This is a genomic window from Duganella sp. Dugasp78 (genome assembly GCF_059491455.1).
Window position 1 is genome coordinate 4,156,943 of record NZ_CP168506.1, and the last position, 18,057, is coordinate 4,174,999.

Here is an 18,057-nt window from a genome sequence, read left to right on the forward strand (position 1 = left end):
AATCGTCATTCCCGCGCAAGCGGGAATCCATGCATCGCCTGAATTTGCTCCATGCCGCGCCTCTGGTCATACGGCGTATGGATTCCCGCTTGCGCGGGAATGACGATGCTATTTACAGCGCGCCATCCTCCACCGGGGCCGGGGTCAGCGGCGTCATCATGTGGCCCAGCTTGGCGGCCTTGGTATTCAGGTAGTGCTGGTTAAAGGCGTTACGGTTGACCAGCAGCGGAACGCGTTCGGCCACCTCGATGCCCAGTTTGGTCATGGCATCGATCTTACGCGGATTATTGGTCATCAGGCGTAAGCTTTTGACGCCGAACTGCCCCAGCATTGGCTTGACCAGGCCATAGGTGCGCTGATCCGGCTTGAAGCCCAGCTGCTCGTTGGCCTGCACCGTGTCGGCGCCGGCTTCCTGCAGGCGATAGGCGCGGATCTTGTTGATCAGGCCGATGCCGCGGCCTTCCTGGCGCAGGTACAGCAGCACGCCGCGGCCTTCGGCGGCGATCTTCTTCAGCGCGCCTTCGAGCTGGGCGCCGCAGTCGCAGCGCTGCGAGAACAGCACGTCGCCGGTCAGACACTCGGAATGCACGCGCGCCAGCACCGGCTCGCCATTGCCGATGTCGCCCAGCACCATCGCCAGGTGTTCCTTGCCGGTGGCCTTCTCGACAAAGGCGTGCAGCGTGAACTGGGCCCAAGGGGTCGGCAGGGCGCAGGAAGTCATGTAATCCAGTTCGTCTGTTGCCGGGGTTGCTGCGCTCTGCGACATAGCTATGCTCTTCAATTGATTGATATTCTGGTAAAAAAGGCGCGCCGGGCTGTTCGAACAGACCCGGCGCGCCCTTCATGATACCAAAACTGGCGGAAAGTTTTATTAGGCCGGCCTCTACCTTTATGCGGGCAGGTCGAACACCAGCACTTCCGCCGCCTTGGCGTCTTGCAGCGTCACCAGCGTTTCCCCGGTGATTTTCAGCGCGTCGCCGCCTTTGAGCGCCGTGCCGTTGACCGTCACCTCGCCTCGGATCACGTGGACATAGGACTGGCGTCCCGTGCCCAGCTCATGCTTCAGGCTGTCGCCGGCCGTCATCAGGGTGGCGTAGATCGCCGCGTCCTGGTGGATCAGCACCGAGCCCTCGCGGCCGTCGCTGGAGGCGATCAGGCGCAGCTGACCCAGCTTGCTCTCCGGCGTGAAGTGCTTTTCCTCGTAGCTTGGCGGAATGCCGGTCTGGTTGGGCTGGATCCAGATCTGCAGGAAATGCACCTGCTCGCTCGGCGAGTGGTTAAACTCGCTGTGACGCACGCCGTTGCCGGCGCTCATGCGCTGGACGTCGCCGTAATGCAGCACCGAGCCGGTGCCCATGCTGTCCTTGTGTTCCAGCGCGCCGCTGAGCACGTAGGAAATGATCTCCATGTCGCGGTGGCCGTGGGTGCCGAAGCCCTGGCCAGCCTGGACCTGGTCTTCGTTGATGACCAGCAGCGGGCCGAAACCGGTATGTTTCGGATCGTGATAGCTGCCGAACGAGAAGGTGTGGCGCGATTGCAGCCAGCCGTGGTTGGCGACGCCGCGTTCTTCACTTTTACGAATTTGCAACATGGTAGGGCTCCGTTTCTTGTAAGTTAATGTGCGATAATTTTGAAAGCTGTTTTCTGATCGCTGCATCCATGAATCACAGTATAGACCCGCGATTCGGAATAAAAAAACGGAAAATTTACCCTTTTATTATCGAAAAAATCGAATGCTCAGACTCAGCCTGGAAGCCCTGCAAATCGTCGACGCCATCGACCGCCGCGGCTCGTTCTCCGCCGCCGGCAAGGAACTGCACCGCGTGCCCTCGACCATCTCCTACACCGTCAGCAAGCTGGAGGACGACCTCGGCGTGCAGGTGTTCGAGCGCAACGGCCCGCGCGTGGAGCTGACGGCGGCCGGCGTCGAGCTGCTCAAGGAGGGGCGCTACCTGCTGAAGGCCGCCCAGGACCTGGAGCACCGCGTGCGCCGGGTGGCCTCCGGCTGGGAGACCGAGCTGGCGGTCGGCATGGATTCGATGTTCTCGGCCTGCATGCTCCATGACGATATCCAGGCCTTCTACCAGGTCGCCCAGCAGACCCGGCTGCGCATCGTCCAGGAAGCCCTGTCCGGCACCTGGGAGGCGCTGCTGGAGCGCCGCGCCGACCTGCTGGTGGGCGTGGCCGGCGACGGGCCGGCCGGCGGCGGCTATGTCTCCCTGCCGATCGGCAAGATCGGTTTCGTCTTCGCGGTGGCGCCCACGCATCCGCTGGCGGCGGTGGCGGGCCGGCTGGACCGGGTGCAGCTGCAGCAATACCGCGCCGTCAGCGTGGCCGACTCGGCGCGCCGGATGGCGCCGCGCACTGTCGGCCTGCTGCTGGGCCAGGACACCCTGACCGTGCCCGACATGGCCACCAAGTTCCAGTACCAGCTGGCCGGCATGGGTTTCGGCTTCCTGCCGGAGCCGTGCGCGCGCGCCGCCATCGCCGCCGGGCTGCTGGTGGAGAAGGAAGTGGAGGAGCCGAAACCGGCCGAAACCTTCTACCTGGCCTGGCGCAGCGGCGAGCACGGCGCCGCGCTCCAGTGGTGGCTCAAGCGCATGAAACAGCCGGGGCTGCTTGAGCGGCTGGTCGGGCATCTGCCCCATCGCTTGATATTGCCCGCTTCGCCAGCATAATGTTGGCCGAGGTCAATAATTTCGGAGTACCATAGCGGGATCACCGACTGCTTTCGCTGGACACCATCATGAGCGCTACGACTGCCATGCCGCCTGTGTTTTTGCATCCCCTGGCCGACCGCAACGGCGTGCCCTCGGCGTTGCTGCTCGATGCCGAGGGCTTGCAGGTCGAAATGGTGCCGGTCAAGGCGTTGCAGGAACTGGCCTCCGGCAGCATGAGCTGCTACTACCGCTTCCGCCTTGGCGCCGGGCAGGCCGACGCCAGGGCGGCGGCCGTCCATCAATTGCTGGACGAGGCCGGCTGGAGGGCGCTGCCCGCCGATAAAGTCCACCACAGCGATATGGCGCTGGCCGCCGAGCTGCCCACCAGCGTTGCCTGGATCGAGGGCGACTGGTTCCTGGCGCCGCCGCCCAAGCCGGTCGGCAGCCAGGCCGCCTCGCGCGCGCTGGCGCTCAAGCTGGTGCAGCTGGTCTCGGCCGACGCCGACACCCACGAAATCGAAGCGCTGCTGCGCCAGGATCCGACGCTGTCCTACCACCTGCTGCGGCTGGTGAACTCGCTGGGCATGGGCACCGGCCGCCGCGTCACCAGTTTTTCGCAGGCCATTCTGATACTGGGCCGCTCGCAGCTGCGCCGCTGGCTCAACCTGATGCTGTTCTCGTCGCGCGAGGCCGACCAGCGCTCGGCCATGCTGCTGGCGCGCGTGTCGGTGCGGGCGCGGGCGATGGAGCTGCTGGCCAAGGCCGCCGGCCACGACAAGCCGCGCCAGGAGCAGGCCTTTATGGCCGGCATGTTCTCGCTGCTGGGCGTATTGTTCGGCCTGCCGCTGGCCGAGGTGCTGCAACCGCTGACCATCAGCGAAGCCGTGCAGCAGGCGCTGCTGGCGCGCGAAGGCGAGCTGGGCCAGCTGCTCAGCGTGGTCGAGGCCGCCGAGCACGACGATGTCGCGGCGCTGACGCAAGGCTTGCAGGCGCTGCAGATCGACAACGCCGGCTTCAACCAGGTGCTGGCCGACGCCTATTTGTGGATGCAGGGCGTATCGGCAGGCAAGGCAGGTAGTCCCCATGCGTGACGCGATCGAGCGTTGCCTTGCGCTGAGCCGGCAGGCGCGCAGCGAATCGGGCGAGGCGCTGGCGGCGACGCTGGCCCGGCTCGACGCAACGCTGGCCGAGGCGGGCGCCGGTTTGCCCGCTGCGGCGGCGCCGGCGGATGCGGAGCTGGAACTGGACCTGGCCGGCTACCTGACCGGCTGGAACGCCGGCGCCCAGCACATGTTCGGCTACGCCGCCGAGGAGGCGCTGGGCCAGCACGTGCTGTTCCTGTACGCCGAGGGCGACGACGACGGCAACGTCGCCGAGCTGTTCTTCGAGACCGATGGCAGCCCCAACGGCGGCGCCCATACCGAGGTGCGCCGGCGCAAGAAGAGCGGCGAGCTGATCTGGGTGAACCTGCACATCCTGCTGCGTCACGACGAGGCCGGCGACGCGGTCGGCATGCTGGTCAAGCTCAGCAAGGTCAACGAAGCCTTGTCCGAGCAGGACAAGCTCAACCTGCACGCCCGCATCATCGAGGACAGCGACCAGGGCGTGCTGATCACCGACGCCCACGAGCGCATTGTCTCGATCAATTCCTCGTTCACCCGCATCACCGGCTACACGCCGGAGGAATCGATCGGCAAGACGCCCGACCTGCTGCGCTCCGGCGTGCACGACGCCGAGTTCCGCGCCAAGGTGCGCTCGGCCATGCAGGGCCAGGGCCCGTGGCGCGGCGAGATCATCGGCAAGCGCAAGAACGGCGAGCTGTTCCCGCAGTCGGTGACCATCAGCGTGGTGCGCGACCAGCAGGGCAAGATCAGCCACACCTTCTCGCTGTTCTCCGACATCAGCGTGCACAAGGACGCCGAGGCGCGCATGCAGCGCATGGCCAACTACGACACGCTGACCGGCCTGCCCAACCTGTGCCTGCTGAACCAGCTGGTGGGCCAGGCGCTGACCGAGACCAAGCGCTCGCAGGAGCACGGCGCGCTGCTGGTGATCGAGATCACCCGCGTCGGCGCCATCAGCGACACGCTGGGCCACGATATCGGCAACGACCTGCTGTGCGAGATCGGCCGCCTGTTCCGGCTGTCGCTGCGCGAGGCCGACGTGCTGGCGCGGCTGGACGGCCACAAGTTCGCGGTCGCGCTGCTGCACATCGAAAAGCGCGAACACGCGGCCATCGTCGCGCAAAAGCTGCTGGCCGCGCTGGTCGCGCCCATCGTTATCGGCGGCCATCGGCTGCAGGTCGGCGCCCACATCGGCATCACCGTCTACACCGAGGACGGCACCGATGTCCCGACCCTGATCCGCTACGCCGACGTGGCGATGAACAAGGCCGCGCAGAATATCGAATCGGCCTTCCTGTTCTACAGCGAGGAGATGAACCAGCGCGCCAAGGAGCACCTGCGCATCGAGAGCGAGCTGCGCCAGGCGCTCAGCAACAACGAGCTGATGTTGTACTACCAGCCCAAGGTCAGCTTGCGCAGCGGCCGCATCGTCGGCGCCGAGGCGCTGCTGCGCTGGCGCCATCCGGTGCGCGGCCTGGTGTCGCCGGGGGTGTTCATCCCGGTGGCGGAAGAGACTGGCCTGATCCTCGACCTCGGCACCTGGGTGCTGGAGGAAGCCTGCCGCCAGGTGCGCGAATGGAAGGACGCCAACCTGATCATGCCGCCGATCGCGGTCAACCTGTCGGCGCGGCAGTTCGACAACCAGCTGCCCAAGCGCATCGCGGCGGTGCTGGAGCGGCACGGCGTGCAGCCCGACCAGATCAACCTGGAGATCACCGAGAGCCTGCTGGTGCGCGGCACCGACAATGTGATCGCCATCATGAACGAGCTGGTGGCGATGGGCATGGCGCTGGCGCTGGACGACTTCGGCACCGGCTATTCCAGCCTGGCCTACCTGAAGAAATTCCCGATCAGCACCCTGAAGATCGACCGCTCCTTCGTCATCGGCCTGCCGTATGAGGAAAACGATTGCGCCATCGCGCGCGCCATCGTCACCATGGCGCAGCAGCTGCGCCAGGAGATCGTGGCCGAAGGGGTGGAGACGGCCGAGCAGATGAGCTTCCTGCGCGAGCTGGGCTGCGACCAGCTGCAGGGCTATCTGTTCAGCCAGCCTATCCCGGCGGCCGACTTCGCCGGCATGCTGCGCGAAGGCAAACGCCTGGCCTTCGGTCACCGTTGATGCCCGATTGGCCTCCTGAAAAATCCCGCGATTGGCATCCTGCCGGCGGGCCATCCACGTGCACAATCAACCCATGATAGATCTCTACTACGCCGCCACCCCCAACGGCTTAAAAATGACCATGTACATGGAGGAGGCCGGTCTTGAATACCGGCTGATCCGTGTGAACATCGGCAAGGGTGAACAGTTTGCGCCGGAATACCTGCGCATTTCGCCGAACAACAAGATCCCGGCGCTGGTGGACCACGCGCCGGCCGACGGCGGCCCGCCGCTGAGCATGTTCGAGTCCGGCGCCATGCTGCAATACCTGGCCGAGAAGAGCGGCTTCGGCCTGCCGCGCGATCCGCGCGCGCGGCTGGTAGCGCTGCAATGGCTGACCTGGCAGGTGTCCGGACTGGGGCCGATGGCCGGGCAGATCGGCCACTTCAACGTCTACGCGCCGGAGATCGTGCCTTACGCCATCGACCGCTACACGCGCGAGACCAGCCGCCTGTACGGCGTGCTGGACAAGCAGCTGCAGGGCCGCGACTTCATCGCCGGCGAGTTCTCGATTGCCGACATCGCCTGCTATCCGTGGATCGTGCCGCACGAGGGGCACGGGCAGACGCTGGCCGATTTCCCCGACCTGCAACGCTGGTTCGAAGCGATGCGGGCGCGGCCGGCCACCGTCAAGGCTTATGTCGGCGTGGAGAACAATTATGCGCGCAAGGACCGCAGCATGTCGGCCGAAGAGCGCGCCATTTTGTTCGGGCAGGGCAAGCGCGTTTGATACGGATGGGATAGAGCACGAAACGCCGGAAAGTGACAGAATACGCAGGGTAATGGCAATAATGGCAACCTGCCGTCCTTTCATCTTTTTCGGAGATTCCCATGCAAAAACGTACTTTCCTGGTCCGCAGCACCGCAGCGCTGATGTTCGCCGGTCTGGCGTTGGGCGGCTGCACCACGACCACCTCGGCCGGCAAGGCCGATTCGGCTGCCGTGCGCACCGAGATCGAGCAGGGTTCCTACGCAACGCTGGAACGCCTGTATTCGGAAGTGAAGGGCTCGCGCGAACTGGTGCACAAGGCCGCCGGCGTGCTGGTGTTCCCGCGCGTGCTGGCGGCGGGGCTGGTGGTGGGCGGCGAATACGGCAAGGGCGTGCTGCGCACCGGCGGCCAGACGGTCGACTACTACAGCGTGGCATCGGTGTCGGTCGGCTTCCAGGCCGGCGCGCAATCGAAGGCGGTGGTGCTGCTGTTCATGACCAGGGAAGCGCTGGATAAATTCCGCAACAGCAAAGGCTGGACGGCCGGTGTCGACGGCTCGGTGGCGCTGCTGAAAGTGGGCGCCAACGGCGAGATCGACACCACCACCGCCAACAATCCGGTGCAGGCGCTGGTGCTGACCAACGCCGGCCTGATGGCCAACCTGAACCTCGAAGGCACCAAGATCACCAAGCTCAACCTGTGATTCGCCGGCAGCCGGCGCGGAAAAGGCTATGCCGCCGCGCCGGTTACGGCTACTCTTACGCTCATCTATCATTCATGAGGAATACCGATGAGCCGTAACATCCTGGACGAAGCCCATATCCACCCGGCCGTGCGCGAGCGCGTCGGCGGCTATCACCGCGACCTGGTGGCCGAAGTGCAGGCCGCCGTGGCCGCCAATGCTGTGGTGGTGGTTGGCATGGGCTTGAATCCCTTCCCGCGCAAGGCCCGTAAAATCCTCGACGGCCTGGGCACGCCCTACCAATACCTGAGCTATGGCAGCTACCTGTCCGAATGGCGTCCGCGCACGGCGCTGAAGATGTGGACCGGCTGGCCGAGCTTCCCGATGATCTTTGTGAAAGGCACGCTGATCGGCGGCGCCGACGATCTGCAAAAGCTGGTCGAGCAGGGCGAATTCGCGCGCATGGTGGCCTGATGCAAACGCTGGCGCTGCGGCTCAACCCTGGTGACGATGTGCGGGCGGCGGTGGTGGCGGCCCTGGTCGCCAGCGGCCATCAGGCGGGCTTTGTGTTGCAGGGCATCGGCAGCCTGAGCGTGGCGCAGCTGCGCTACGCCGGCCTGCCGCAGCCGGACGCACTGCGCGGCGACCTGGAGATCCTGACCCTGGCCGGATCGATCTCGGCCGACGGCGCGCATCTGCACATGGCGGTGTCGGATGCGCAGGGGCGGGTGCTGGGCGGCCATGTGTGCGCGGGCTGCATCGTGCGCACCACGGCGGAACTGCTGCTGGCGCTGCTGCCCGGCCAGCGCTTCACGCGCGAGCTGGACCCGCGCACCGGCTATCCGGAATTGAAGATCACCTAGTCGGGATCGACTTCGTTGAGCTTGTCGGTGAGTTCCTTGAGCGGCGGCGGCACGGCGTCCAGGTGATAGCGGACGCAGTGCGCCTGCTGGCCCTGGTCCACCTTGAGGTCGTACAGAAAGTCCGACGAGCTGGGTGCGGGCTTGACCAGCTTGTCCGGCAAGGCGAAGAAATCGCTGGCCGTCAGCAGGTGCTCCAGCTCATGCGCCTGATGCGGCGGCAGCAGCGACAGATCGACCGTGCGCGTCTGCGCGCCCGCCGGGCCGGTGAAGCCTCCGGTACATCGCAACGATAAACGTGTCATAGCATTCCTCCTAAACCACGCCGACCACTTTCCATGCCGCATGCACCGCATGCTGTTCGGGCGAATCGGCGCCATACAGCAAGCTGGCGGCCTGCGAGGTGGCCTTGGCCATGTCGGCAAAGCTGGCGTTCGGCGTCAGCAAGCCCAGCGCCTTGTACCAGATCGGTCCGGCCTTGTCCCATGAGTTGCCCTTGAGCGCGATGGCCGCCGCGTAAAAGGCATGGTTGGGGATGCCTGAATTGAAGTGCACATCGCCGCCCTCCACGTATCCTGCCATGGTTTTCGGTTGATCGTCGCCCGACCAGGTGATGTCCTTGTTGCCCGGATCGGCCATCGAGCGCAGCGCCTTGCCGACGCCGGGCGCCAGGATGCCGGCACCGATCAGCCAGTCCGCCTGCTCGACGTTCTGCTTGAGCTTCCACTGCTTGATGATGCTGCCGAACACATCGGAGATCGACTCGTTGAGCGCGCCGCTTTGATTTTCATAGATCAGGCCGCCGGGCACGGCGTGCTGGGTCACGCCGTGGGTCAGCTCGTGGGCGATGACGTCGAGCGCGCCGGTAAAGCCGAGGAACAGTTTGCCGTCGCCGTCGCCATAGACCATCTGCTGGCCGTTCCAGAAGGCGTTGTTGAACTTGTTCTGGTAGTGGACGGTGGAATCGATGCGCAAGCCCTTGTTGTCGATGGAGTTGCGCTTCAAGACTTCGCGATAGAAGTCGTAGGTGATGCCGGCGCCGTCATAGGCCTGGTTGACGGCCTCGTCGGCCACCGCCGCGCCGCCTTCCGTGCGTATCAGCTTGCCGGGCAGGGTGGTCTTGTGGCCGGCGTCGTAGACCGTGCGGCGTTTTTCGCCGACGGCGGCCACGCCCGTCGCGACCGGCGAGATCGAGCGCTGGCCGCGCAGGTAGGCGGACGTTTCGCACTGGTCCAGCAGCAGGCAGCGGTCCGCCGGCGAGGTGGCGTCGTCGGCCAGTTTGCGCAGCATATTGGTCGGGATGATGAAGCATGTACAGCTGTGCGGCTGGTGTGCCATGACGTTCTCCTTCACTGGTGCAATAGTGTCTTCTTTATACACGTATTTGCATTTTCGGGATGTCACGATTGCCTCTGCCGTCAGTCTTGTAGTTGTGGAAATGATATGATTGACACTCTACTGGCGAGCGGGAGACTATTTTGGCATCCATTACCTTTTCGACTTATGCCGGCGTGTTCGACTTCAAGCGGATCGACCCGGACACCGGCGAGGAAGGCATGTTCGTTGAAGAGGCGGCCATTCTCAAAACGCTGGATGGCCTTTCCTACAACGAGGAGGTTTTTTCAGACTACCTGCTGGATGGCGAAGCCGCGCGCGGGGCGCAGCGCGCCCATTAACCACAACAACCGGACTGGATGACCCTGCATGCTCAAATTTAGTATCTTCTCGTTTGTCATGGTTCTGCTGATCGGCAATGCTCCGGCGCGGGCCGAGACCTGGCAACCGTCGCCGGGCCTGGTGCAGGTTCCGATCTGGCCCGGCGCGGTGCCGGATGCGATCGCGGCCCCGAAGGCGGAGTCTGTCGCTGCGCGCGAAGGCCACGGCGGCTGGCTCCAGGCCAGCGACGTGAGCCAGCCAACCATGACGGTGTACGCGCCCAAGGGCCAGAACACCGGGGCGGCGGTCGTGGTGTTTCCCGGTGGCGGTTTCAAGGTCCTGGCCATGGACCTGGAGGGCACTGAGATCTGCGATTGGCTGACCTCGCGCGGCATCACCTGTGTGCTGCTCAAGTACCGCGTTCCCAAAGGTAATCACTACTGGGACGAAAAATGCAACTGCCACGTGACGCCCAAGGTTCCGCGCGCGCTGCAGGACGCGCAAAGGACGATCAGGCTGGTCCGATCCAGGGCGCAGGAGCTGAACATCAATCCCGACAAGATCGGCGTGATCGGTTTCTCGGCGGGCGGCTACCTGGTCGCGCAGACCAGCAATATCTTCGCGCTGACGTACAAGCCGGTCGATGCGGTCGACAAACTGAGCAGCCGGCCCGACTTCGCGATTGCGCTGTATCCGGGCCACCTGTGCCGCGCCGGCGGCACGCTCGAACCCAGCATTCGCGTCACCGGAAAAACGCCGCCGACCTTCCTGCTGCAAGCCTGGGACGACCCGGTCGACCCCATCTGCAACAGCACGCTGTATGCGCGGGCGCTTGAGCAGGCGGGCGTGCCGGCGGAGGTGCATCTGTTCGCCAAGGGCGGACACGCCTTCGGTCTGCGCGACAAGGAGCATCCGATCTCGTCGTGGCCGACGCTGGTTGAAAACTGGCTCAAGGATGCCGGGATACTGTAGCCCTGTCGTTTCCGGACAGCTTATCGCGCCCTGGCCTGGCGCAGCGGATCGAGCAGGCTGCGCAGGTCGTTGTGGTCGAGCTCGTACATCAGCGCGAGCAGGCCGCCCAGTTCGCCGGAGGGAAATCCCTCGCGCGCGAACCAGCCCAGGTAATGGCCGGGTAGGTCGGCAATGACGCGGCCTTTGTATTTACCGTAAGGCATTTCACGCGTCAGCAGCAAGGCAAGTTTTTCGGAATTCATCTCTAGGCTACAGTACAATCGGATGGCTATTTTAACTATCTTAACGCTGACCGAAGAGGACTGCCATGTCATTCAAACCTGTTTTGCTGTTGTGTCTGCTGGCCGCGCCGATGCTGGCGCAGGCCGACCCGCAGCCCATCCCGGCCGCCAAGCGCGCCTACATCGGCGACTGGAAGGGCAAGGACATGGAGCTTAACATCGAAGCCAGCGGCAAGCTGCACTACAAACGCAACCAGCCGGGCAAGAATCTCGATCTCAACGTCGACATCATCGACTTCAACGGCGATAACTTCGACGCCGGCGTCGGCATCATCCGCAGCACATTCGTGGTCACCCGGCCCCCGCACCCGCAAGACAACAAAATGAAAATGACCGTCGATGGCGTCGAACTGACCAAGGTGGAGTGAGGCGCGCGGCAGGTGTATATTGGCGGCGAACTGAACTACTCGCCGCCGGATCGTCCCTCATGTCTGCTGTTTCCCTGTTCTGCCTGATCTTCGCCTATTTCGCCTTGCTGCTGGCCGTGGCCTGGCGCACCTCCCGCAACGCCACCAACGACAGCTTCTTCATCGGTAACAAGCGCAGCAACTGGATGCTGGTCGCGTTCGGCATGATCGGCACCACGCTGAGCGGGGTCACCTTCATCAGCGTGCCCGGCGCCGTCGGCCGCGACGGCTTCGGCTATCTGCAGGTGATACTCGGCTACGTGCTGGGCTATATCGCCGTCGCTACTATCCTGCTGCCGCTGTACTACCGCCTCAAGCTGACCTCGATCTACAGCTATCTCGACCAGCGCCTGGGCCATCGCTCCTACCAGAGCGGCGCCGCCTTCTTCATCCTGTCGCGCACCTTGAGCGCGTCGGCGCGGCTGTACCTGGTGGTCAACATCCTGCAAGCGACGATCCTCGACAAGCTGGGCGTGCCGTTCTGGCTGACCACGTTGGTGATCCTGGCCATGATCCTGCTATACACCTACGAAGGCGGCGTCAAGACCATCGTCTGGACCGACACGCTGCAAACTGCCGGCATGCTGCTGGGCCTGGTGATCTGCACTGGCTGGCTGCTGGGGCAGCTGAACCTGAGCCTGACCGCCAGCCTGGCGGCGATGGAGGCGCGCGGCCTGACCCGCGCGATCACCACCTCGGTCGACAGCCCCGCGTATTTCTGGAAGCAGGCCCTGGCCGGCTTCTTCATCGTGCTGGCGATGACCGGCATGGACCAGGAGATCATGCAGAAAAATATCTCTGTCCGGACGCTGCGCGATTCGCAAAAGAACATGCTGCTGCTGACCGCGGTCCTGACCGCTGTGCTGCTGCTGTTCATGTTCCTGGGCGGCTTGCTGAGCCTGTACGCGCCCACGGTCGGCCTGGCCGCGAGCGGCGACAAGCTGTTCCCGGCGGTGGTGATGCAGCACATGCCGGCCGCCGTGCAGCTGATCTTTTTCATCGGCCTGGTGTCCGCATTGTTTCCCAGCGCGGACGGCGCCATGACCGCGCTGACATCGACCTTCTGCATCGACATCCTCGGCATGCAGCGCCGCGCCGACCTGACGGAGGCGGCCAAGGTGGGCCTGCGCCACCGCGTCCACCTGGCGTTCTGCGCGCTGTTCCTGCTGTTGGTGCTGCTGTTCAAATGGGTGGACAACGCCAGCATGATCGGCCTTGTATTGAAGCTGACCGGCTATACCTATGGCCCGTTGCTAGGCCTGTTCGCCTTCGGCATCCTGACCCGGCGCGGCGTGCGCGACCGCTGGGTGCCGCTGGCGGCGCTGGCCGGCCCGACGCTGTGCTATGTTGTTGACTGCAATCAACAATTGCTGTTTGGCAGCTATCGCCTCGGCCTGGAGTTGCTTATCCTGAACGGCGTGCTGGTGTTCGCCGGGCTGCTGCTGATTTCCAAACCGAGACAGTAACGGTGGCATGCAGTATTATTCTTGCAAATTACGCAATCAACTGGAGTACAAATGAGCAGATCCCCGTTTTCCTACCTCCGCAGCGGCTTCGCCTTTTTCTGGCGCGCACTGGACACCGGCCGTCGCACGGTGCTGAACCTGCTGTTCCTGTTGGTGCTGATCATCCTCGGCTACGCGATCTTCGGCGGCGGCGCCAAGCCGCTGTCGCCCAAGACCACGCTGGTGCTGAACCTGAAGGGCCAGCTGGTCGAGCAGTCCAGCGCCAACGCGCGCGACGCGCTGCTGACCAGCGTGCGCGGCGGCGAGAACCACAAGATGATGCAGCTGCGCGATGTGCTGTCCGTGCTGGAGACGGCTGCCAAGGACCCTGAGATCACCGGCGCCGTGCTGTTGACCGACGAGATGGAAGGCGGCGGCCAGGCCATGCTGCGCGAAGTGGCGGCCGGCATCGACCGCTTCAAGGCCGCAGGCAAGCCGGTGGTGGCCTGGGGCTCCAGCTACGACCAGCGCCAGTACCTGCTGGCCGCGCATGCCAGCGAGGTGTATTTGCACCCGATGGGCATGGTGCTGCTGGAGGGTTACGGCCGCTATCGCAACTACTACCGCGACGCGCTCGACAAGCTGGGTGTGACGGTCAACCTGCTGCGCGTCGGCACCTACAAGAGTTTCGGTGAACCCTACATCGCCAACGGCCCGTCGCCGGCGGCGGTCGAGGCGGAATCGTACCTGAACAACGCGCTGTGGGCCTCCTACACCGGCGACGTCGAGAAAGCGCGCAAGCTGCCGCAAGGCCAGGTCATGAAGACCATCAACGACCTGCCGGCGCAAGTGGCCGCCGTCAACGGGGATCTGGCCAAGCTGACCCTGTCGGCCAAACTGGTCGACGGCCTGAAAACCAAGGACGAAGTGCGCGACATGATGATCAAGCGCGGCGCCCCCGACACCGATGGCAAGACCTTCCGCCAGATCAGCTTTGACGACTACCTGGCCCGCGTGCACACCAAGCTGACCGGCGACGCCGTCGGCGTGATCGTGGCGCAGGGCGAGATCAGCGACGGCACCGCCGGTCCAGGCGCCATCGGCGGCGATTCCACCTCCAAGCTGATACGCGCCGCGCGCGAGGACGACCATATCAAGGCCGTGGTGCTGCGCGTCGATTCGCCCGGCGGCAGCGCCTTCGCTTCGGAGCTGATCCGCCGCGAGCTGGAACTGACCCGCGCCGCCGGCAAGCCGGTGGTGGTCTCGATGGGCAACGTCGCCGCATCCGGCGGCTACTGGATCTCGATGTCGTCGGACGAAGTGATCGCCGATCCGAACACCATCACCGGCTCGATCGGCGTGTTCGCCATCCTGCCAACCGCCGACAAGGTGATCGACAAGCTGGGCATCCACACCGCCGGCCAGCCGACCACCTGGCTGGGCGACGCCGGCAATCCACTGCGTCCGCTGGACCCGCGCTTCGGCCAGGTGATCCAGGGCAGCATCAACCATATCTACGCCGAGTTCACCGGCCGCGCCGCCAAGGCCCGCAAGACCACGCCGGAGAAAATCGACGCCGTGGCGCAGGGTCGCGTATGGACCGGCGCGCAAGCCAAGGAGCGCGGCCTGGTCGACACGCTGGGCAGCTACAACGACGCGCTCAAGTCCGCCGCCAAGCGCGCCAGGCTGACCGACTACCGCGTGGTCTATATCGAACGCGAAGCCAGCAAGTTTGACCGTGTGATCGAAATGGTGGGCGGCTCGGCCGCGCAGGCGGTGGCCCAATCCGTGACGCAAACCCTCGCCGCGCAACTCAAGCTGGGCGTGACCGCCAGCACCGGCCTGCCGCCCAACGCGGCCGCCGGCATCGTCAACGACCTCGGTTGGCTGTCGGAGATCACGGCGGCGCACAAGCCGTTTACCGCGATCACCCACTGCCTGTGCGAGTCGCCCTGATATGAGCGGCGAGATCGCCATCCGCGCCGCCGTGCGCGGTGACGAGGAGGCCTTGTCCGCTGTGGGCAAGGCCAGCTTCCTCGAAGCGTTTGCCGGCATCCTCGACGGCGGCGACATTATCGCCCATTGTGAACGCCAGCACGCGGCGGCCGTCTACCGCGACTGGCTGGCCGACGACGCCATGCGCATCTGGCTGGCCGAAGCCACGCCGGGCAGGGCGCCGATAGGCTATCTGGTGCTGGCGCCGGCCAAGCTGCCGGTAGGCGATCCGCGCGCGGACGACCTGGAAATCAAACGCATCTACCTGCTGCATCGCTTTCACGGCCAGCGCGTCGGCAAGCGCTTGATGGATGCGGCAGTGGCGGAGGCGCGTGCACGCGGCGCCGGCCGCGTGCTGCTCGGTGTCTATGCGGGGAACCACGATGCGCTGGCGTTCTACCAGCGCTGCGGCTTTGAACGTATCGGCCAGCGCACCTTCCGCGTTGGCGACACCGATTACGACGACATCATTCTGGCGCTGTCGCCAGCGGCAGCGTAATCTCGAAGCTGCTGCGGCCATCGGCCATCAGCACGCAGCGGGCCTCGCCGCCGTGACGGCGGGCGATCTGGCGCACCAGCGCCAGGCCGAGGCCCGCGCCGCTGTTGTCGCGCGTGCCGCGCCGGCGGTAGAACGGCTCGAACACCCGCTCGAATTCCTCCGCCGGTATCCCCGGCCCGCTATCCCATACCGCCAGCGTCGCCATGCCCTCGTTGCAGGCGATGGTCACATGCGCCGGCGGCACGCCGTGGCGGTGCGCGTTTTCCAGCAGGTTGCGCAGCAGCCGGCGCAGCAGGCGCGGGTCGCCCTGCATCACGGCCGAAGCGCCGTTGAGCACCGCGTCGTCGTAGCGCGCGCATTCCTCGGCGGCCAGCGCCAACAGATCCAGTTCCTCCAGTTCCGCGTTGTCGCGGACGGCGCCGAGGCGGCTGGCCAGCAGGATCTCGTCGAGCAGCTCGTTCAACTCGGCGATGTCCTGCTCCAATCCGGCGCGGCGTTTGGGGTCGACGCCATCCTTGATCAGCTCCAGCGCCAGGCGGATGCGCGCCAGCGGTGTGCGCAGCTCGTGCGAGGCGTTGGCCAGCAGCGTCTTGTGCGCGCCCACCAGTTGTTCGATCTGGTCGGCGGCGCGGTTGAAGCTCTGCGCCAGCCGCGCGACTTCGTCCTTGCCTTCGACCGGCACGCGCACCGTCAGGTCGCCGGCGCCCAGCGATTCCACGCCTTGCTGCAAGCGCTCCAGCCGCTTGGTCAGCCGCCGCACCAGCGGAAAGGCGGCGACGCCTATACCGAGCGCCAGCAGCAGCAGGGCGTTGTGCAGCATGGCCATGGGCCGGGTGAAGCCCAGCGGCTCGCTGGACAGCAAATGGCGGCCGTCCGACAGCCGCACATACGATTCCAGCGGCGGATTGCCCATGTCGTGCCGTTTCCAGTGATGCGGGGGAATGGGTATGCCGACCACGGCCAGCGGCTCCCAGTGGCGGTCGTACAGCGACATGTTCGCATGCAGGCTGCCGGCCATGCGCTCCAGCGCGGCCTGCTGCGCGGCCTGCGGCGCATCGGCCGGCGCCAGCGCGTTCTGGATCGCCATCGCCAGCATGGCGTTGGAACGCTCCAGCGGTCCGCCGCTGCGGTTCCATACCATCACCACGGCCATCGCGAACAGCAACAGGCTGACCAGCAGCGTCACGTAGAAGCGGAAGTAGAGGCGCGGCAGGCCCCAGCTGAAGCGCGGGCCGGCCATCAGTCCTGCACCTTGGCGAACAGGTAGCCGGCGCCGCGCACGGTGATGATGCGGCGCGGTTTCTTCGGATCGTCCTCGACGGCGGCGCGGATGCGCGACATGTGGACGTCGATCGAACGGTCGAAGGCTTCCAGCGGCTCGCCCTTGAGCAGCTCCATCAGGCTGTCGCGCGACAGCACGCGGCCGGCGTGGCGCGCCAGTACCAGCAGCAGGTCGAACTGGTAGGCGGTCAGCTCGCAAGGCACGCCATCCAGCCGCGCGGCGTGGGCTGCCGGGTCGATCTCCAGCCGGCCGAAGCGCAGGAACTCGGCGTTGCGCTGCGCCGGGCCGTCGGGCTGGTGGCGGTGCTCGACGCGGCGGCGCAGGATGGCGCGCAGGCGCGCCAGCAGCTCGCGCGGCTCGAAGGGTTTGGGCAGGTAGTCGTCGGCGCCGATTTCCAGGCCGATGATGCGGTCGATGGCGTCGCCGCGCGCGGTCAGCATCAGCACCGGAATGTCGGAGATGGCGCGCAGCTGGCGGCAGACATCGAGGCCGTCCATATCGGGCAGCATCAGGTCCAGGATCACGGCGTCGATGTCGCCGGCCCCGATGTGCTCCAGCGCCGCGCGGCCGTTGGGCGCGTGCGTGACGCGAAAAGTCGCCTGGCTCAGATACTCGGTGAGCATCTCGGCCAGGCGGGGGTCGTCTTCAACCAGCAGGATATGGTCAGGCATGGGATTCACGATTGAGGTTTACCCGGACCATTCTACGGACAGGCGATCCGCTTCACAAGACGGCTTAGCCGTGATGCCCGTGGCGCTCGTGCATCTGGCCCAGGTGATCGGCCAGCTTCTGGCGCTGCGCCGGCGTCAGGGTGTCGCCCACGTCGGCCAGCAGCTGCACCAGCCGCTTCGATGCCTGGTCGGCCAGCGCCACGCCCTGTGCACGGGTGGTTTCCAGCGCCGAGCGGTCGATGGTGGCGGCGGACATCTGCTGGATCACCTGCTGGTGTATCTGGTGCAGTTGCTCGTGCATGGGCTTGATGTCGGCCATGGCGGCCTTCACCAGCGGTTCGATTTTGGCCTTCTGCGCATCGGTGGCGTCGACTTCCACGTACAGGTGCTTGAGCATGTGGTCCATATGGGCGCCGGCGTCGATGGCGGCGTGCGGGCCGCCCATGGCCATGTGGCGTTCGACCGCGAAGGCGCCGACGCCCACGACCAAGGTGGAACCCAGCAGGAATGCGGCGATGGTTTGGCGGTTAAAGATACTCATGTTTTATCCTCGTTTGGTTAATGTGGGGGACAACGAGGCCAGTGTGCGCCGCCAGCGTGAAGCGGCGATGTCGGGCTGGTAAAGATATGTAAAGCTACTTTAACCTTATGCGCG

Annotated in this window: 21 protein-coding genes; 13 read left to right on the forward strand and 8 right to left on the reverse strand. The window is 65.3% G+C overall.

Annotated features, from left to right (window positions below; translation table 11 throughout):
* Nucleotides 1–112: 112 nt before the first annotated feature.
* Complete coding sequence (ribA, locus tag ACEN9O_RS18435; protein WP_495613290.1) at nucleotides 113–766, reverse strand: GTP cyclohydrolase II; 654 nt, start codon at nucleotides 764–766, stop codon at nucleotides 113–115.
* 123 nt (nucleotides 767–889) lie between these two features.
* Nucleotides 890–1,591: a pirin family protein gene (locus ACEN9O_RS18440; RefSeq protein ID WP_495613291.1), complete on the reverse strand. Its 702-nt coding sequence runs from the start codon at nucleotides 1,589–1,591 to the stop codon at nucleotides 890–892.
* A gap of 142 nt (nucleotides 1,592–1,733) precedes the next feature.
* On the opposite strand from ACEN9O_RS18440, the gene ACEN9O_RS18445 reads away from it, so the two are divergent.
* The 7 genes from ACEN9O_RS18445 (at nucleotide 1,734) to ACEN9O_RS18475 (ending at nucleotide 8,197) form a co-directional block, all read left to right on the forward strand.
* Entirely contained in the window at nucleotides 1,734–2,678 is a 945-nt protein-coding gene (locus ACEN9O_RS18445) for a LysR substrate-binding domain-containing protein (protein WP_495613292.1), read from the forward strand.
* A gap of 68 nt (nucleotides 2,679–2,746) precedes the next feature.
* The gene (locus tag ACEN9O_RS18450; RefSeq protein ID WP_495613293.1) at nucleotides 2,747–3,751 is read left to right on the forward strand and encodes an EAL and HDOD domain-containing protein; all 1,005 of its coding nucleotides are present in this window, start codon (nucleotides 2,747–2,749) and stop codon (nucleotides 3,749–3,751) included.
* On the forward strand, nucleotides 3,744–5,903 hold the full coding sequence (locus ACEN9O_RS18455; RefSeq protein ID WP_495613294.1) for a putative bifunctional diguanylate cyclase/phosphodiesterase: 2,160 nt from the start codon (nucleotides 3,744–3,746) through the stop codon (nucleotides 5,901–5,903). Before ACEN9O_RS18450 ends, ACEN9O_RS18455 begins: the two co-directional genes overlap by 8 nt.
* 73 nt (nucleotides 5,904–5,976) lie before the next feature.
* Complete coding sequence (locus tag ACEN9O_RS18460) at nucleotides 5,977–6,672, forward strand: glutathione S-transferase N-terminal domain-containing protein (RefSeq protein ID WP_495613295.1); 696 nt, start codon at nucleotides 5,977–5,979, stop codon at nucleotides 6,670–6,672.
* Between the two features lie 101 nt (nucleotides 6,673–6,773).
* A complete protein-coding gene (locus ACEN9O_RS18465; protein WP_495613296.1) occupies nucleotides 6,774–7,355 on the forward strand; it encodes a BPSL1445 family SYLF domain-containing lipoprotein in 582 nt (193 codons plus the stop codon).
* A gap of 87 nt (nucleotides 7,356–7,442) precedes the next feature.
* Nucleotides 7,443–7,808, forward strand: a complete 366-nt coding sequence (locus ACEN9O_RS18470) for a glutaredoxin (protein WP_116988067.1) — start codon at nucleotides 7,443–7,445, stop codon at nucleotides 7,806–7,808.
* A complete protein-coding gene (locus ACEN9O_RS18475; protein WP_495613297.1) occupies nucleotides 7,808–8,197 on the forward strand; it encodes a PPC domain-containing DNA-binding protein in 390 nt (129 codons plus the stop codon). The genes ACEN9O_RS18470 and ACEN9O_RS18475 overlap by 1 nt, the downstream gene beginning before the upstream one ends.
* On the opposite strand, the gene ACEN9O_RS18480 is transcribed toward ACEN9O_RS18475, so the two are convergent.
* Both ACEN9O_RS18480 and ACEN9O_RS18485 read right to left on the reverse strand, forming a co-directional pair.
* Nucleotides 8,194–8,499 (reverse strand): protealysin inhibitor emfourin, encoded by a 306-nt coding sequence (locus tag ACEN9O_RS18480; RefSeq protein ID WP_495613298.1) that lies wholly within the window; start codon nucleotides 8,497–8,499, stop codon nucleotides 8,194–8,196. The genes ACEN9O_RS18475 and ACEN9O_RS18480 overlap by 4 nt on opposite strands.
* Before the next feature lie 10 nt (nucleotides 8,500–8,509).
* A complete protein-coding gene (locus ACEN9O_RS18485) occupies nucleotides 8,510–9,532 on the reverse strand; it encodes a M4 family metallopeptidase (protein ID WP_495613299.1) in 1,023 nt (340 codons plus the stop codon).
* Between the two features lie 140 nt (nucleotides 9,533–9,672).
* Between ACEN9O_RS18485 and ACEN9O_RS18490 the strand changes: the two genes are divergently transcribed.
* Together ACEN9O_RS18490 and ACEN9O_RS18495 are read left to right on the forward strand one after the other, a co-directional pair.
* Nucleotides 9,673–9,870, forward strand: a complete 198-nt coding sequence (locus tag ACEN9O_RS18490) for a hypothetical protein (protein ID WP_495613300.1) — start codon at nucleotides 9,673–9,675, stop codon at nucleotides 9,868–9,870.
* A 28-nt stretch (nucleotides 9,871–9,898) separates the two neighbouring features.
* On the forward strand, nucleotides 9,899–10,822 hold the full coding sequence (locus tag ACEN9O_RS18495; protein ID WP_495613301.1) for an alpha/beta hydrolase: 924 nt from the start codon (nucleotides 9,899–9,901) through the stop codon (nucleotides 10,820–10,822).
* A gap of 20 nt (nucleotides 10,823–10,842) precedes the next feature.
* Here ACEN9O_RS18495 and ACEN9O_RS18500 read toward each other — a convergent pair whose 3' ends face one another.
* Entirely contained in the window at nucleotides 10,843–11,064 is a 222-nt protein-coding gene (locus tag ACEN9O_RS18500) for a DUF3820 family protein (protein ID WP_495613302.1), read from the reverse strand.
* Nucleotides 11,065–11,129: 65 nt separating this feature from the next.
* On the opposite strand from ACEN9O_RS18500, the gene ACEN9O_RS18505 reads away from it, so the two are divergent.
* From ACEN9O_RS18505 to ACEN9O_RS18520, 4 genes are read left to right on the forward strand one after another with little or no spacing between them, the layout of a single operon-like run.
* A complete protein-coding gene (locus tag ACEN9O_RS18505) occupies nucleotides 11,130–11,471 on the forward strand; it encodes a hypothetical protein (RefSeq protein WP_495613303.1) in 342 nt (113 codons plus the stop codon).
* A gap of 59 nt (nucleotides 11,472–11,530) precedes the next feature.
* The gene (locus ACEN9O_RS18510) at nucleotides 11,531–12,976 is read left to right on the forward strand and encodes a sodium:solute symporter (RefSeq protein WP_495613304.1); all 1,446 of its coding nucleotides are present in this window, start codon (nucleotides 11,531–11,533) and stop codon (nucleotides 12,974–12,976) included.
* 51 nt (nucleotides 12,977–13,027) lie between these two features.
* Nucleotides 13,028–14,911: a signal peptide peptidase SppA gene (gene sppA, locus ACEN9O_RS18515; protein WP_495613305.1), complete on the forward strand. Its 1,884-nt coding sequence runs from the start codon at nucleotides 13,028–13,030 to the stop codon at nucleotides 14,909–14,911.
* A 1-nt stretch (nucleotide 14,912) separates the two neighbouring features.
* A complete protein-coding gene (locus ACEN9O_RS18520) occupies nucleotides 14,913–15,449 on the forward strand; it encodes a GNAT family N-acetyltransferase (protein WP_495613306.1) in 537 nt (178 codons plus the stop codon).
* Here the strand turns inward: ACEN9O_RS18520 and ACEN9O_RS18525 are convergent.
* The 3 genes from ACEN9O_RS18525 to ACEN9O_RS18535 all read right to left on the reverse strand — a co-directional run bounded on the left by ACEN9O_RS18525 (nucleotide 15,418) and on the right by ACEN9O_RS18535 (nucleotide 17,943).
* Nucleotides 15,418–16,689 (reverse strand): sensor histidine kinase, encoded by a 1,272-nt coding sequence (locus tag ACEN9O_RS18525; protein ID WP_495613307.1) that lies wholly within the window; start codon nucleotides 16,687–16,689, stop codon nucleotides 15,418–15,420. The two genes, ACEN9O_RS18520 and ACEN9O_RS18525, sit on opposite strands and share 32 nt — an antisense overlap.
* Entirely contained in the window at nucleotides 16,689–17,402 is a 714-nt protein-coding gene (locus ACEN9O_RS18530) for a response regulator (RefSeq protein WP_495613308.1), read from the reverse strand. The genes ACEN9O_RS18525 and ACEN9O_RS18530 overlap by 1 nt, the downstream gene beginning before the upstream one ends.
* A gap of 64 nt (nucleotides 17,403–17,466) precedes the next feature.
* Entirely contained in the window at nucleotides 17,467–17,943 is a 477-nt protein-coding gene (locus tag ACEN9O_RS18535) for a Spy/CpxP family protein refolding chaperone (RefSeq protein WP_495613309.1), read from the reverse strand.
* Nucleotides 17,944–18,057: the final 114 nt, after the last annotated feature.

Coding starts and splice junctions, on each gene's coding strand:
- ACEN9O_RS18480 (WP_495613298.1), bottom strand. CDS start 8,499: ATGACACGTTTATCGTTGCGATGTACCGGAGGCTTCACCGGCCCGGCG.
- ACEN9O_RS18470 (WP_116988067.1), top strand. CDS start 7,443: ATGAGCCGTAACATCCTGGACGAAGCCCATATCCACCCGGCCGTGCGC.
- ACEN9O_RS18475 (WP_495613297.1), top strand. CDS start 7,808: ATGCAAACGCTGGCGCTGCGGCTCAACCCTGGTGACGATGTGCGGGCG.
- ACEN9O_RS18510 (WP_495613304.1), top strand. CDS start 11,531: ATGTCTGCTGTTTCCCTGTTCTGCCTGATCTTCGCCTATTTCGCCTTG.
- ACEN9O_RS18460 (WP_495613295.1), top strand. CDS start 5,977: ATGATAGATCTCTACTACGCCGCCACCCCCAACGGCTTAAAAATGACC.
- sppA (WP_495613305.1), top strand. CDS start 13,028: ATGAGCAGATCCCCGTTTTCCTACCTCCGCAGCGGCTTCGCCTTTTTC.
- ACEN9O_RS18445 (WP_495613292.1), top strand. CDS start 1,734: ATGCTCAGACTCAGCCTGGAAGCCCTGCAAATCGTCGACGCCATCGAC.
- ACEN9O_RS18520 (WP_495613306.1), top strand. CDS start 14,913: ATGAGCGGCGAGATCGCCATCCGCGCCGCCGTGCGCGGTGACGAGGAG.
- ribA (WP_495613290.1), bottom strand. CDS start 766: ATGTCGCAGAGCGCAGCAACCCCGGCAACAGACGAACTGGATTACATG.
- ACEN9O_RS18450 (WP_495613293.1), top strand. CDS start 2,747: ATGAGCGCTACGACTGCCATGCCGCCTGTGTTTTTGCATCCCCTGGCC.
- ACEN9O_RS18500 (WP_495613302.1), bottom strand. CDS start 11,064: ATGAATTCCGAAAAACTTGCCTTGCTGCTGACGCGTGAAATGCCTTAC.
- ACEN9O_RS18530 (WP_495613308.1), bottom strand. CDS start 17,402: ATGCCTGACCATATCCTGCTGGTTGAAGACGACCCCCGCCTGGCCGAG.
- ACEN9O_RS18495 (WP_495613301.1), top strand. CDS start 9,899: ATGCTCAAATTTAGTATCTTCTCGTTTGTCATGGTTCTGCTGATCGGC.
- ACEN9O_RS18505 (WP_495613303.1), top strand. CDS start 11,130: ATGTCATTCAAACCTGTTTTGCTGTTGTGTCTGCTGGCCGCGCCGATG.
- ACEN9O_RS18535 (WP_495613309.1), bottom strand. CDS start 17,943: ATGAGTATCTTTAACCGCCAAACCATCGCCGCATTCCTGCTGGGTTCC.
- ACEN9O_RS18455 (WP_495613294.1), top strand. CDS start 3,744: ATGCGTGACGCGATCGAGCGTTGCCTTGCGCTGAGCCGGCAGGCGCGC.
- ACEN9O_RS18440 (WP_495613291.1), bottom strand. CDS start 1,591: ATGTTGCAAATTCGTAAAAGTGAAGAACGCGGCGTCGCCAACCACGGC.
- ACEN9O_RS18465 (WP_495613296.1), top strand. CDS start 6,774: ATGCAAAAACGTACTTTCCTGGTCCGCAGCACCGCAGCGCTGATGTTC.
- ACEN9O_RS18485 (WP_495613299.1), bottom strand. CDS start 9,532: ATGGCACACCAGCCGCACAGCTGTACATGCTTCATCATCCCGACCAAT.
- ACEN9O_RS18525 (WP_495613307.1), bottom strand. CDS start 16,689: ATGGCCGGCCCGCGCTTCAGCTGGGGCCTGCCGCGCCTCTACTTCCGC.